Below are 13378 nucleotides of genomic sequence, written 5' to 3'. Positions count from 1 at the left end.
TGAATACAATCGTCCCTGCTGGGCATTATATCAGCCAAACTGTTGAATAGGCACAAAATGATTCCAAATTATGAGATTTGACAGTGAATTTATATGCATCAAAGTGATCTTGGTGTGGGAGGGCTTCCTTTACGAATTGACTCCCAGCTGTGATATTGAATGACTATATGGATATTACTATTGACCTTTTGTGCATAATGCCATTCATATGACTATTTCTGCCTTAATAATGCTTGGGATATCACGACTAAAATAAGTGACATTATCAGCATGATTGTAGCTAAGGCATTTACTTCTGGTGAAATACCGACTTTCACCATGGAATATATTTTTAGAGGTAAGATTTCATATGTGGGGCCAGTGACAAAGGAACTGATGATTACGTCGTCCAGCGATAAAGTGAAACTGAGAAGCCAACCACTGGCTACAGCAGGCTTAGCTAAAGCTAGAATAATTTGTTTAAGTATAACCCACTCACTGGCTCCAAGATCTTTAGCAGCCTCAAGTATTTTCACATCAAAGCCACTTAATCGACTATATACGGTTACCACGACAAAGGGCAGGCAAAATGTTATGTGCGCGACCAAAAGGGTAAAAAAGCCGAGTTGAGCACCCAAAAACAAAAATAACGCCAATAATGATATTGCCATAACAATATCGGGAGACATCATAACAACAAACAATAGTCCATTGACCAATGTTTTGCCTTTGAATGAATAGCGAAATAACGCAACTGCAGTCAAACTTCCAATAATGGTTGCAGCGGTTGCTGAAAAGATGGCCACATTGAGTGAATGCCAAGCAGCTTGAACTAAGCTGTCATTGTGGATAAGCGATTGGTACCATTGTGTTGTAAATCCACCCCATTTCATACCGTATTTGCTGGCATTAAAAGAGTTGACGATCAAGACAAAAATTGGCAAATACAAAAAGGCGTAAACAAGACAGACAAAGCCAAATCTAATACTTTTTATCATCAGTCAAGGTCCACTTTTTTATTTAATAGTTTGCCAGCTCGGTAGTAGGCATAAAGCATTATCGCCATTGCTACAGTAAGAGAAATACTGGTTGCTGATCCAAATGGCCAATCTCTAGCGTTAAGTACTTGGCTCTTGATGACATTGCCAATTAAAAGGTTTTTGGCACCACCGAGTAAGTCAGAAATATAGAACATACCTAATGCTGGGAGGAGAACGAGCAAGCATCCTCCAATAATACCGGGCATGGTAAGAGGGAGTACGACCTTAGTAAAGGTATAAAATTTATTCGCCCCAAGATCTCTTGCGGCTTCTATAAAGGTGGTGTCCAATTTTTCAATTGCTGAATAAAGCGGAAGAATCATAAAAGGCAGTAGTATGTACACAAGACCTATCATGACTGCGGCTTCTGTATACATTAGACGGATAGGTTTATCTATGATGTCTACAGCCAGCAGCATTTTATTCAAAATCCCATGTGTGCCAAGTACTATCTTTAGCCCATATGTGCGAATAAGCGAATTTGTCCAGAAAGGAACGATCACTAAAAACAGCATAATTGGACGCACTCTAACGGGCATTCTGCTTATGAAATAGGCAAATGGATAGCCAATAACTAGACACAATAAAGTTGCAGTGATTGCCATATAAAATGAATGCCAAACTACTTTAGCGTAGAGAGGATCAATGAGGCGTAAATAGTTGTTAAAGGTAAATGTCAGCTCAATGAGGTTTGATTCATCCCTAGTAAGAAAACTGGTACCTATAATCATTATATTGGGAATCAACACGAATAATGAAAGCCATCCAACCACAAGAAAGATAATCGAATTCTGAAGGTTAATCTTCTTGCCCATCATCTAGAACGACCTCCCAGTTCTCAACCCAAGTAACAGCAACTTTTTGCCCAAGCGAATGATCGACATCTGGATCATCCTCGTTGAAGAACTCGCTAACCATGACACGCATACCAGACGCAAGTTGTACAATAGAATCTAAAGTCATACCTTTGTATGTACGCTCTATAATATGGCCTACTATACCTTTTTGCTCTGATTCACATATTTCTTCTAGCCGGAGATCTTCAGGACGTAAAAGAACCTTGAGTTTATCACCTTTATGTGTGGTAGATTTATCATGATAAACAATGGAATCAATGCCTTCTATTGTGGCGAGAATGCGATTTTGATCTAAACGCTCAATCATAGTTGCTTCAAACACATTAATCTCACCAATAAACCGCGCAACAAAAAGATTTTTGGGTTCCTCATAAATTTCTTTTGGTGAACCATCTTGTTCGATAACACCATCACGTAGTACCAGTATGCGATCTGACATTGAGAGTGCTTCTTCCTGATCATGTGTGACAAAGATAAATGTGATACCTAATTGGCGTTGAAGTTGCTTCAGTTCAACTTGCATTTGCTTGCGTAATTTGTAGTCTAGCGCCGACAGTGATTCATCTAGTAGAAGAACTTTAGGTTTATTGACAACAGCACGAGCGATTGCAATCCGTTGTTGTTGACCACCTGAAAGTTGATGAGGCCTACGTTGTGCTAGGTTCTCTAAACGGACCATTTTCAGTGCTTCAATAACTCTGAAATCTATGTCGGAGGTGGAAACTTTTTGCATGCGTAGTCCGAAAGCGACATTGTCATAAACCGTCATATGAGGGAATAGTGCATAACTTTGGAAAACAGTATTGACGTGTCTTTTCTCAGCAGGTGTATGAGTAACATCCTGCCTATCTAGAGTAATTGTTCCCTCGTCTGCATCTTCAAACCCAGCAATCATCCTAAGAACGGTTGTTTTTCCGCAACCGGATGGGCCCAATATTGTAAGGAATTCGCCATGATTAACATCGAGATCTAGATTTTTGATGATTTGTTTACCATCGAAGCTTTTGCTGACTCCACGTAGGTGAATGACGGGTTGTGCTTCAAGCTGTTTATTGTTCAACGTCTTTATTTCTCCTAATGTTCAACAGAAATTAGCCAGTAGTTACAAAATATAGAGGCGCGCATAATAATAATCCACAGTATGAAATCAAAGTGTTTTCTCACATTTAAGCGTTAAAAATTTATAGGTAATAGTCAACATCTCTGACCATACTGTTTTAGTGGAACTTTAACGTGTAGCTAATAGAACATGATTCAAACATTAGTGCCTGACATGCTTTGTGATTAATTATCAATCACTTGGTTGTTTAATCAAGCAGATAAGTAAAATTCGGCTTTGGGCATGGTTAGGTTTCGGTATAATGTTGGGTTTAGTAACGTACTTATCTCTTATTAGCAAATTTGCTTAGTCAAACGTTAGCCTAAGCACCGGAATTACAGATGAACGATGATATAGAAAAAGAATTTAATTTAGGTGGTAGTGTTGAACAGGCACTTTCAGGAAACTATGAACTAAAAATAAGTGCTGTTTTCAAGGAGGCTTGGGGACACACAATAAAACACTTTATTTCTTTTTCACCCAGCATAGTTTTATTGATAATAGCTCAAGTATTAATTTTTTATGTAGGTTTAAAGCTGCAGATTGGGGACTTGTCTGTTATCGCAAATGCACTATCTCACCCTGAAGCTATAGATCCGCGAATTGTGCAGGCAGTTTTTGTCGCGAACTTTAGTTATGAAGTTGTTAGTGCACCAGTTGTGGCTGGGGTGAGTTTAATGGCGATGAGTCATGCAGCAGGTTTACCGACTCAACCCCGTCACATCGGTAAAGGTCTGCAATTTACAATTCCTGTAATTATAGCAACGACAATTAGTTTACTTGCACAACTCATTGTGGGAATGATCTTGCCATTTATATCTATGTATTTGTCATTAGCATTTAGTAATGCTGTTCTACTTATATGTGAGAAGAAAATCTCGCCGTTACAGTCCTTGCTACTGTCTTTGCGTGCGGTAAATAAGAAATTTTTTGTTTTAGCCGGAATATATACATTGATTGTGTTAATGTTTTTTCTAGGAGCTATGTTTTATGGGCTAGGTTTAATCTTAGTTATCCCTTTTTACTTTCATGTCAAAGGTATAATTTATCGAGAAATGTTTGGTATTAAGTTAAAGGTAGTGGCAAAAGACAAACCAAACGATAAGGATGACAATGGCAACAATTCACAAATGTTCAATGCGTAAAAGCGAATTCCTTGTAATCGCTGCAGTTAGTATGATTGCTGGCTGTAGCCTTTATGATTATCAAAATCGTAAACAACCAACCGATAAGCCCCCGAAGCAAGTTTATCAGCCAACACCTTCACCATCATTTAGTGGACATTCTATTGGCGAGGCTCCAGATTTTTCAGCTATTAACAATGTAACCGCAAAAAAAAGGGCTTTTTTTAACTATTTACGTCCTGGAATTGCGTTTGAAAATCAACGTGTTTTGAAAGAACGCAGACGGCTTGACACTATTAGAAATCACTTTCTTGCAGGAGAAGTTTCACCACAAGATCAAGATTATGCTATAGCCCTTTCCAAGCGCTACAGAGTGAAACTTACACCATCAGGTATCAATCAACAATGGCTTGATCAAATGCTTCATCGTGTTGATGTTATCCCTGAAGCTCTAGTGTTGGTTCAAGGGGCGAATGAATCTGCATGGGGGACCTCCCGCTTTGCAACTCAAGCGAATAATTACTTTGGGCAGTGGTGTTACAGTAGCGGTTGCGGTGTGATCCCTTTGCAAAGAGGGGAGGGAATGACACACGAGGTTGCAAAGTTTTCTTCGGTCCAACAATCAATTGAAGGCTATTTCATGAATGTCAATCGCAACAAAGCGTATGAAGAATTACGTGAAATACGTTATCAGCGACATCTTCGGGGAGAAAGTTTAACTGACACAACAGCGGCGATTGCTCTCACACAAGGCTTACTAAAATATTCCGAAAGGGGTGAGGCATATGTCAAGGACTTGCAAACAATGATCAGGCACAATAAATCTTTCTGGAAAGACCACTTAAAATAAGTTATCCACTGAAATGAAAAAACTACCCTTCGCTCTCTTGATAGGAGTTACTCTATCTATTTTGCCTTTGTCAATAAAGGCTCAAGAATACATGTTTACCTACTCGAAGCTTTTTAGTCACTTGAAACAAAATGTTAAGGAAGGCCACGAGGACGTCAAAGTTGGCTTCTTTTTTCTTAATGCAGATACAAAAAAAAATTGTATTATTCAGAAAGCTTGGATGGAAAAAGAAAAGCATTATGAAGAGCTAAAGTCCACGCCTTATCATGAATTGTTAGTCCCTTTAGACGATAACCTAAAATCAGCAAACCCGTTAGTTTTTGTCAGGACACCACAAGACGAGCGATGTGATTTCTCTATGGTGGTTATGACCAAACAGCCACTTAGCGGAAAAGTATCTTATGCTGAGATTGAAAAACTCATGCCTCAAATGCAAACCATACTCGAAGACTTAGGTGGCATGTTTGCTAGCTGGTTTACGCCAGATGTAGAAGGTGTCACATTGGAATTTGCTAATGAGCTAGATGATCAAGTTCATTTTTCGAATGGTCAAGCTAAGCCTATTAAAGGTGGAAAAGTACAAGTTGCATTATCGGATATAGGTAAAGGTGGAACAATGACGCTTCCTCAAAAAACTAGTAGAGTCTTACCATACTTACCCAAAGCGAATTAATTTTGTCGCTGGTCTCGATTAAAAACTATTTTTCTGCTCCAGTAAGGATTAGATAAGCATTTCATACCGACAGAAAAGTACGTATAATATTGCCCCCTAGCAACAGCACAGACATTTTATAGTTACGATAGCTATTTGTGAGTAGGTAATGAGTCAAGTAGATACAAGAAAAGAGACGCTGGAATATAACAAACTTCAAAAACGTCTCAGACGTAATGTTGGTAATGCGATTATTGATTACAACATGGTAGAAGATGGTGACGTTATCATGGCATGCATCAGTGGTGGAAAAGATTCTTTCGCAATGCTTGATATTCTTCTACAGTTGCAAAAATCAGCGCCGATCAAGTTTGAGGTCATTGCTGTAAACCTTGACCAAAAGCAACCTGGCTTTCCTGAGCATATTTTACCTGAGTATTTTGAAACTCTCGATATCCCTTACTATATAGTTGATAAAGATACGTATTCAGTTGTGAAAGAAAAAATACCAGATGGAAAAACGACTTGTGGTCTGTGTTCTCGTTTGCGTCGTGGTACTTTGTATTCATTTGCTGAAAAAATAGGCGCGACTAAAATAGCGCTTGGCCACCATATGGATGATATTGTCGAGACTCTTTTTCTCAACATGTTCCATGGTGCAAGGTTAAAAGCCATGCCTCCCAAATTACGATCTGATGATGGACGAAATGTTGTCATTCGTCCCCTTACGTATTGCCGTGAAAAAGATCTCATCGCGTATGCAGAACATAAAAGCTTTCCAATTATTCCTTGTAATTTATGTGGCTCACAAGAAAAGTTAGAGCGTAAATCGATTAAAACTATGCTCATTGAATGGGATCACAAAACTCCCGGAAGAGTAGAAAAGGTGTTCAAGTCTATTCAGAATGTGAGTCCGAGTCAGCTCGCTGATAGAGTTTTGTTCGATTTTGTTAACCTTCCTTTGCTCCGTGAGGGAAACCGAAAAGAGTATGAGTTTACTGAGGCCTGCGTTTCCTCTACTAATATAGACGACTCAATGTTTATTGATGTTACCAATATTTAGAATTTTTTATAGTCCACTTAGTCTAATATACTCTATGTGTAATTTTGTTTAGAGTATTGAGCTGATTCTTAAGTTATAACGACAATGCCCTCATCAATTGAGGGCATTGTCGTTTATTATAGGGTCAATTTGTGAAATTAAAATTATTATTTTGGGCAACGTGCTTGTGCCTACTCTTTCCTGTACTTTCTTGGGCTGAAGAAAGGGTAAATTTTCCTGTCGTCAACATGCATGAGTATGCTGATGAAAACAGCTCTGTGGTTTCTCAGGCTAAATATGCTGAGCAAGTGATTGTGTTAAAAGAGCAGTCTAATTGGTTATTGGTAAAGTCGAGTGATAACTATGAAGGTTGGGTTCAACGCAACGAAATTATTCATACCGATAATTATCATGCAAAAAATCAGCTTGTCACAACGTTAAACAGAGAAGTGCTGGTATACAGTTCCGCTAGTGTTGGTGAACATAAGCCTTTAATCAAACTTCCTTTTGGTATTCAGCTCGTCGCAATGGATGAGGTAATTAAATGGGAGAAACGATGGGTAAAAATACAATTGCTGGATGGCCAGATAGCTTGGATACAACGAGGGGACATCAATATCGGTTCTTTCGATCTTGATATCAAAGAAATGGTTAAATTGTCGAAGTCATTTATTGGTACTCCTTATACTTGGGGTGGTAGGTCTAGCTTTGGATTTGACTGCTCTGGGTTTGTCCAAGAAATGTATAAAGCAATTGGAGTTTATATACCGAGAGATTCGGGACCACAATCTAAGTGGGGTGGATTGATCCAAGTATCCCAATCATCACTTAAGCCGGGTGATCTGCTTTTTTTTGGTAATAAAAAAGTCACTCATGTAGGACTTTTTTTAAGTAAGAGTGAGGGGAATCTTTTGTTTATTAACGCAACAGTAGCAGATAATGATGGTAATAACGCCCCATATTTGCAGATAAGCGACCTCAATTCAAAGTATTGGTCTAAGTTGTTCATTGAAGCTAAGAGACTCAAATAGGTCTATGATTACTGTTCGTTAAAGGCCACTTTGATGGCCTTTAACAATAGTGTTAGACAGCTGTTTTAGGGTCAAGTGGACTTATGTAACCTTTAGGCTTTAGTGCCAGTACATCACAGTTAATTTTATCTATAACGTGCTCAGCGGTATTTCCAATAAAGACCGCGGATAAACCTGTACGGCCTGTTGTACCTACAATCACCATCGCAGCGTTTAACTTCTCAGAAGATTCTGGAATTACATCCTCAGGTAACCCTTGTTGGACAATAGTCTGCTGTTCATCATACCCATGTTTCTGACGTAAAGCTTTCATTGCTGTTAGATGATGACCTCTTACTGCATCGGTATAGGTGTTTGGATCAAACTCTGGCAATTCAATAGTGATGTTCGCGGGTGTTATAGGGTATGCATTAACCAGATAAGGTTTAGCTCCTAATCGTTCACTCAGGCTATTTAACTGTTCCACCATATTGTCGTTTAAACCAAGATGAGTGTCATTCTCTGAACCAACATGAACAGAGGCCAATATACTTGCATTATCTGGCCAGTCTGAGTTTTTTACTAGCAAGACAGGTGAGGGGCATTTACGTAATAAGTGCCAGTCAGTGGGTGTAAATATTACAGATTCTAGAACGTCATGTTTACGAGTCCCTTTGATCACAATATCATGATTTCCAGCAAATATTTCAGCAATAATAGCTTCATATGGACGGTTGTGCCAAACCACTTTTACCTCGAAGTCTATGTTTTGAACGAGGTAGCATTTGGCAATCTTGTGCATCCATTGCTCACGTTGGCCTATCACGCCTCGACGCATAGCATCACGTTCATCAACTGATAACATAGAAGTCATATCGTATGAAAAATCATAAATAGATAAAAAGAAACACACTTTACTACGAGAACGACTTTGAGCTGCCAGCTGCATGGCACGAGCTAAGGCTGGTTGTTCATCTTTATTTATGTCGGCAACGACAAGTATGTTGTTGTAGATACTCATAGTAACTCCTTAAGTGTAGGGAGAGTTATATGATTAATGTAGCTCAGCTAGATAAAGAATTTTAGCAAAAGAAGAGGATAGTGATCAAAAGTATGACGTAGCTCTGTTTTGAACTACGTCATTGAACTTATTAGGATTCCGTTGAAACGCCAGCGAGCTCTTTGAGGGTATCGTGATCTAGTATAGTGATATATTTACCTTTTACACTTAACATTTCAGATTTTTGGAAACGACCAAGTAATCGTGAAATTGTTTCAACGGTAAGGCCGAGGTAGTTCCCAATATCACCTCTTGTCATGGTGAGGCGGAATTCTCTTGGGCTAAAGCCACGTTGGGAGAAACGTGTTGATAGATTATATAAGAAAGCGGCCAAGCGTTCCTCGGCATTTTTTTTAGAGAGTAACAATATCATATCTTGATCGCCTTTGATTTCGCTACTCATCAACCTCATGATTTGTTGTCGAAGCTTAGGCATCTTTCCTGACAGGTCATCAAGAGTTTCATATGGGATTTCGCATACCATGGATGTTTCTAAAGCTTGAGCAAAACTTGGGTGAATGTCTTCTGTAATTGCATCAAACCCGACCAAATCGCCAGCTAGATGGAATGCGGTGATTTGCTCGTCACCTTGTTCACTTATTGTGAAGCTCTTAATTGTCCCTGAACGAATAGCATATAGAGATTTTAGATTATCCCCAGCTTTAAAGAGTTCCTGCCCTTTTTGGATTGGTCGCTTTCGCTCAATAATTTGGTCCAACTGGTCGAGTTCAGTTTCATTTAGCGTGAAAGGAATACACAATTGACTGATGCTGCAGTCTTGACAGTGAATGGTACATGCACCAGATTGGATAGGTTTTGTCGCAGGCTTTTCAGGAATCATAGCAAACTTCACTTATTGACATACATCAAGATTTTAGCATTCATTAGCCTGAAAAGGTAGCATAAAAAAACCATATCAAACAAGTTGATATCAAGTTGATAATAATAGTATTGATGATTCAACAGCCGTATAAATTCCGTAGAATAAGATCAAAATCGCACCTATCTGGCGAAAAACGTTCGATTGATTCAGTTTGCTTAAATAAGTTGTTCCAAACCCGACGAATAACATAGCTGGAAGGGTTCCGATTCCAAACGATGCCATAATAAGAGCTCCATTCAACGCACTTCCAGAGACAGCAGCCCAAGTTAGTGTAGAATAGACTAACCCACACGGAAGCCAGCCCCATACGAATCCAAATGGAAGTGCGTAAAGTGGTGATTTAAGTGGAAGAAGAGAACGACCAGCAGGGGAAATTAATCTCCATAGTCTTTGACCAATACTTTCAATATAGACTAATCCATGCCACCAGCGACCGATATAAAAAGCGAGCAATATCATGAAAAAAGCGGCGAAGACCCTCAACCAAGTTAAAGCATTATTTATTAAGCTAAACTCGGCTACAGACGCAATCGTGCCGCCGACAACCGCTCCTGTTATTGAGTAGCTTAACATTCTACCTAGGTTGTAAAAAATAGGTGTCCATTTTGAGTGATAAGATGCATTCGTGCTCAGTAGAGATGCGATACCACCGCACATTCCCATACAATGGCCTGCTCCAATTACACCAATCAAAAATGCGCCAAGCCAATCTGGTGTCATTTGGGATCATTCTCATTTTTGTCATCGTCTTCGAACAGAATGTTATGGCCCTGCCGCTCTAAATCCTCGAACTGATCGCTCTTTACTGCCCAGATAAAAATTGCAATTGCAATACAGACGAGAACAATAGCGATGGGTATTAAAATATAAAGGCTTTCCATATTGGCGACTCTTACTCTTTAAGTAAACGAAGAGAATTAGATACTACAATAATAGAGCTTGCAGACATACCAATAACTGCAAAGTAGGGCGCAACAAAGCCAGTAACAGCTAGAGGAAGAATTAAGGCGTTGTAACCGAGAGACCAAGCAAGGTTTTCACGAATAATAGTACGTGTTTGTATCGCTAGTTCTCTAGCTGCTAATATTCTATCTAACTGATCACCTAAAAGGATCATATCAGCAGAAGCCTTAGCGGTATCTGTTCCTCCACCCATGGCAACGGAAACGTGTGCACCCGCAAGGGTTGGTGCGTCATTAATACCATCACCGATCATCATTGTAATATTGCTATGATTCAGGCTCTTTAGATAGGCAAGCTTATCTTCTGGTTTTGCGCCTGATATTACTTTTTCAATTCCCATTTCTTTTGCAACTGCATTTGCGTTTAGATCAGAATCACCAGTGAGTAATGTGACAGATATACCTGCTTGTTTGAAGCGACTAATGAAAGCTTTTGATTCTGAGCGAACTTGGTCTTGATAGGAAAAAGTAGCGACATGTTGATCGTTAATAGATAAATATATTTGGTTAGGCTTCGAACCCATATTTTTTCCCAGAACAAAAGCAGCACTACCTATTTTAACGCTAGCATCGAGGTATTTGCCAATAAGGCCTGAACCTATAATGTTTTCTACATTTGACACCTGAACTTTGGGGTTGTTATAGGCAGAAAAGGCCCTTGCAAGAGGGTGGTTTGCATAAGATTCAAGTGATGAAGCAATGGCTGCAACCTTGCTTTCAGAATAGTGAGAAAAAACTTTTATATTGCTAATAGCAATATTACCGTGGGTTAGGGTACCTGTTTTGTCTACTATGAGATGGTTAATTTTACACAGGGTTTCGAATACATGTCCTTTACGAAGAAGGATGCCCAGATGACCTAATCGAGATGTAGCACATGTTAGTGCGGTTGGTGTTGCGAGTGAAAGAGCGCAAGGACACGTTGCCACTAAAACTGAGAGCATAATCCAAAATGCATCGTCTGGTTTGGTTTGGAGCCAATAAAGCCAAGTCCCGCTCGCTATTATAAGAATCGCTGCGACAAAGTAGCGCGCAACAATGTCTGCAAGCTGTGCTATCTTAGGCTTGGAAAGCTGGGTCTCATCCTGAAGCTTTATAATTTTAGAAATCATCGAGTCAGCTTTTGTTGATGTTACTTCAAGTTCGAATGATTCTTCACCATTTAATGTACCCGCGTAAACATAGTCATCGGTGGTTTTCACAACGGGTATAGATTCTCCCGTCAGCATTGATTCATCAATATGAATTCTACCTTGAATGATCACTCCATCAGATGGAACATGCTCTCCTGGAAGAACACGAATACGATCGCCAACCATCAGTGTTTTCACAGGAACTTGCTGACCGTCTTGTTTAGTCGCCATTGCTGGGATTAATTTGAGTAAGTTACCACTTGCAGCGGCCGCTTTACGTCTGGCTCTTATTTCAAGGAATCGACCAAGTAGAAGGAAAAAGGCAAACATGGAGATTGATTCGAAAAATACTTCTCCTGTTTCTGTCACAGTGGCAACCAAGCTGGCGATATAGGCAAATATCATCGCAAGTGACACTGGAACGTCCATACCCAGTGTTTTACTCCTTAAGCTACGCCAAGCGTTAATATAAAAAGGCAGAGCCGAATAGAGCATTACAGGCGTGGCAAAAATTAAACTAACCCATCGAAAGTAGTTTTTAAATTCAGGTTCTAGATCACCAAAAACTTCTAGATAAAGAGCAATGGCCAACATCATTACTTGCATGGTAGCAAGTCCAGCAATACCGAGCCGATTGAGATATTGCTTCATTTGTTTGTGATAAGCGGCTTCTTGTTTATCTGCTTCAAAGGGGGCAGCTTTATAACCAAGCCTGTGTATGACACTGAGCAAATCACTTAGTTGAGTTTGAGTTTTGTCCCACACAAGGATAGCTCGATGAGTTGTTGTGTTAACTCGGATAGAGATAACTCCTTTCTGCCGAGCGGTTCTTTTTTCTATTAGCCATGCACAAGCCGCGCAGGAAACCCCCTCAAGTGACAGCGTCACTTCTGCAAAATTATCTTTATGCCGCACAAACTCTGATTGTACATCGTCATTATCGTAATGAGTTAATGCTTGAAGCTGCTCAGGTACTAAGTTGGCTTTTTCTGCAGTGGTGGTTCGATATTGATAGTAAGATGTTAAGCCACTATCGATAATTGTCTGCGCTACACTCTCGCACCCAGGACAACACATGGCCCTTTCTTTACCTAAAATTTCGACTTTAAAGTCTATGTTGTTCGGTACTTCTTCTCCGCAGTGGTAACATGATTTAACTTTAAGTGAGTTATTTTGAGAGTTCAACATTGGCCTCGGTAGGGAAGGTAACACGGCCTTGAATAAGCCATTGTTCGTCATGTGGCGTTAATTCAATAAACCAAGGGCCTTGAAGCGCGTTATCAAGCTTCAATTTATATTGCCCACTGGCATCCGAGGTTAGCAGTTTGGTAAAATCTCTATCAGGTAATGTTCTATGCGCGAATAAAGCTGTTATAGCTGGAAAATGTTTTAACCGGCCTTTATCAAAGGTGATAATAATATCGCTACTAAAAGAGGTTATTGAAGCCGATAGCCCAAGGTCGTTGGCAATGTTTAATTTAGATATATCGATGTTTATACCTTTGCCTTTTTTATAGTAATCCTCTGTTACAAGAGAAACCGAATTATTTGAAAATATGATAACAGTAATAATGGTCCAAATTACGACAGTCAGTGGCAGCGCTATCAGGAACCAGGGCCAAAACTGCTTATACCAAGGCTTTACCATAAAAAATTCTCATATATTGAAAAGAAACTAGGCTCAATC

The 13378-nt window shown here is 39.5% G+C and carries 14 protein-coding genes; 5 read left to right on the top strand and 9 right to left on the bottom strand.

What is annotated here, in order from left to right:
* Positions 1 to 212: 212 nt before the first annotated feature.
* From potC to potA, 3 genes are read right to left on the bottom strand one after another with little or no spacing between them, the layout of a single operon-like run.
* On the bottom strand, positions 213 to 977 hold the full coding sequence (gene potC / locus KO511_RS19920; protein WP_215989129.1) for a spermidine/putrescine ABC transporter permease PotC: 765 nt from the start codon (positions 975 to 977) through the stop codon (positions 213 to 215).
* Positions 977 to 1834, bottom strand: a complete 858-nt coding sequence (gene potB / locus KO511_RS19915) for a spermidine/putrescine ABC transporter permease PotB (RefSeq protein WP_215989185.1) — start codon at positions 1832 to 1834, stop codon at positions 977 to 979. The genes potC and potB overlap by 1 nt, the downstream gene beginning before the upstream one ends.
* Positions 1818 to 2945, bottom strand: coding sequence for a spermidine/putrescine ABC transporter ATP-binding protein PotA (gene potA / locus KO511_RS19910; protein WP_215989184.1), 1128 nt, complete (start codon positions 2943 to 2945; stop codon positions 1818 to 1820). Before potA ends, potB begins: the two co-directional genes overlap by 17 nt.
* Before the next feature lie 371 nt (positions 2946 to 3316).
* On the opposite strand from potA, the gene KO511_RS19905 reads away from it, so the two are divergent.
* From KO511_RS19905 to KO511_RS19885, 5 genes are all read left to right on the top strand, one after another.
* The gene (locus KO511_RS19905) at positions 3317 to 4120 is read left to right on the top strand and encodes a hypothetical protein (RefSeq protein ID WP_215989128.1); all 804 of its coding nucleotides are present in this window, start codon (positions 3317 to 3319) and stop codon (positions 4118 to 4120) included.
* Positions 4089 to 4949, top strand: a complete 861-nt coding sequence (locus tag KO511_RS19900; RefSeq protein WP_436840232.1) for a glucosaminidase domain-containing protein — start codon at positions 4089 to 4091, stop codon at positions 4947 to 4949. The genes KO511_RS19905 and KO511_RS19900 overlap by 32 nt, the downstream gene beginning before the upstream one ends.
* A gap of 13 nt (positions 4950 to 4962) precedes the next feature.
* On the top strand, positions 4963 to 5622 hold the full coding sequence (locus KO511_RS19895; RefSeq protein ID WP_215989127.1) for a DUF2987 domain-containing protein: 660 nt from the start codon (positions 4963 to 4965) through the stop codon (positions 5620 to 5622).
* 148 nt (positions 5623 to 5770) lie between these two features.
* Positions 5771 to 6664, top strand: coding sequence for a tRNA 2-thiocytidine(32) synthetase TtcA (gene ttcA / locus KO511_RS19890; protein ID WP_215989126.1), 894 nt, complete (start codon positions 5771 to 5773; stop codon positions 6662 to 6664).
* Positions 6665 to 6795: 131 nt separating this feature from the next.
* On the top strand, positions 6796 to 7674 hold the full coding sequence (locus KO511_RS19885; protein WP_215989125.1) for an NlpC/P60 family protein: 879 nt from the start codon (positions 6796 to 6798) through the stop codon (positions 7672 to 7674).
* Positions 7675 to 7726: 52 nt separating this feature from the next.
* On the opposite strand, the gene uspE is transcribed toward KO511_RS19885, so the two are convergent.
* The 6 genes from uspE to KO511_RS19855 form a co-directional block, all read right to left on the bottom strand.
* Complete coding sequence (gene uspE / locus KO511_RS19880) at positions 7727 to 8674, bottom strand: universal stress protein UspE (RefSeq protein WP_215989124.1); 948 nt, start codon at positions 8672 to 8674, stop codon at positions 7727 to 7729.
* Between the two features lie 130 nt (positions 8675 to 8804).
* Positions 8805 to 9554: an FNR family transcription factor gene (locus KO511_RS19875; protein ID WP_215989123.1), complete on the bottom strand. Its 750-nt coding sequence runs from the start codon at positions 9552 to 9554 to the stop codon at positions 8805 to 8807.
* A 90-nt stretch (positions 9555 to 9644) separates the two neighbouring features.
* Positions 9645 to 10316 (bottom strand): sulfite exporter TauE/SafE family protein, encoded by a 672-nt coding sequence (locus tag KO511_RS19870; RefSeq protein ID WP_215989122.1) that lies wholly within the window; start codon positions 10314 to 10316, stop codon positions 9645 to 9647.
* Complete coding sequence (ccoS, locus tag KO511_RS19865) at positions 10313 to 10477, bottom strand: cbb3-type cytochrome oxidase assembly protein CcoS (protein ID WP_215989121.1); 165 nt, start codon at positions 10475 to 10477, stop codon at positions 10313 to 10315. Before ccoS ends, KO511_RS19870 begins: the two co-directional genes overlap by 4 nt.
* A gap of 11 nt (positions 10478 to 10488) precedes the next feature.
* A complete protein-coding gene (locus tag KO511_RS19860; protein ID WP_215989120.1) occupies positions 10489 to 12879 on the bottom strand; it encodes a heavy metal translocating P-type ATPase in 2391 nt (796 codons plus the stop codon).
* Entirely contained in the window at positions 12860 to 13339 is a 480-nt protein-coding gene (locus tag KO511_RS19855; RefSeq protein ID WP_215989119.1) for a FixH family protein, read from the bottom strand. The genes KO511_RS19860 and KO511_RS19855 overlap by 20 nt, the downstream gene beginning before the upstream one ends.
* Between the last annotated feature and the right edge of the window lie 39 nt (positions 13340 to 13378).

The sequence above is a fragment of the Vibrio hepatarius genome (assembly GCF_018860525.1).
GTDB classification, from domain to species: Bacteria; Pseudomonadota; Gammaproteobacteria; order Enterobacterales; family Vibrionaceae; genus Vibrio; species Vibrio hepatarius_B.
This window is presented reverse-complemented; position numbering and strand designations above follow the sequence as displayed.

What these genes read in the sequence shown, in the direction of transcription:
- ttcA (WP_215989126.1), top strand. Translation starts at nt 5,771, where the DNA reads ATGAGTCAAGTAGATACAAGAAAAGAGACGCTGGAATATAACAAACTT.
- KO511_RS19905 (WP_215989128.1), top strand. Translation starts at nt 3,317, where the DNA reads ATGAACGATGATATAGAAAAAGAATTTAATTTAGGTGGTAGTGTTGAA.
- uspE (WP_215989124.1), bottom strand. Translation starts at nt 8,674, where the DNA reads ATGAGTATCTACAACAACATACTTGTCGTTGCCGACATAAATAAAGAT.
- potC (WP_215989129.1), bottom strand. Translation starts at nt 977, where the DNA reads ATGATAAAAAGTATTAGATTTGGCTTTGTCTGTCTTGTTTACGCCTTT.
- KO511_RS19875 (WP_215989123.1), bottom strand. Translation starts at nt 9,554, where the DNA reads ATGATTCCTGAAAAGCCTGCGACAAAACCTATCCAATCTGGTGCATGT.
- KO511_RS19900 (WP_436840232.1), top strand. Translation starts at nt 4,089, where the DNA reads ATGGCAACAATTCACAAATGTTCAATGCGTAAAAGCGAATTCCTTGTA.
- KO511_RS19870 (WP_215989122.1), bottom strand. Translation starts at nt 10,316, where the DNA reads ATGACACCAGATTGGCTTGGCGCATTTTTGATTGGTGTAATTGGAGCA.
- KO511_RS19860 (WP_215989120.1), bottom strand. Translation starts at nt 12,879, where the DNA reads ATGTTGAACTCTCAAAATAACTCACTTAAAGTTAAATCATGTTACCAC.
- KO511_RS19895 (WP_215989127.1), top strand. Translation starts at nt 4,963, where the DNA reads ATGAAAAAACTACCCTTCGCTCTCTTGATAGGAGTTACTCTATCTATT.
- potB (WP_215989185.1), bottom strand. Translation starts at nt 1,834, where the DNA reads ATGGGCAAGAAGATTAACCTTCAGAATTCGATTATCTTTCTTGTGGTT.
- ccoS (WP_215989121.1), bottom strand. Translation starts at nt 10,477, where the DNA reads ATGGAAAGCCTTTATATTTTAATACCCATCGCTATTGTTCTCGTCTGT.
- KO511_RS19855 (WP_215989119.1), bottom strand. Translation starts at nt 13,339, where the DNA reads ATGGTAAAGCCTTGGTATAAGCAGTTTTGGCCCTGGTTCCTGATAGCG.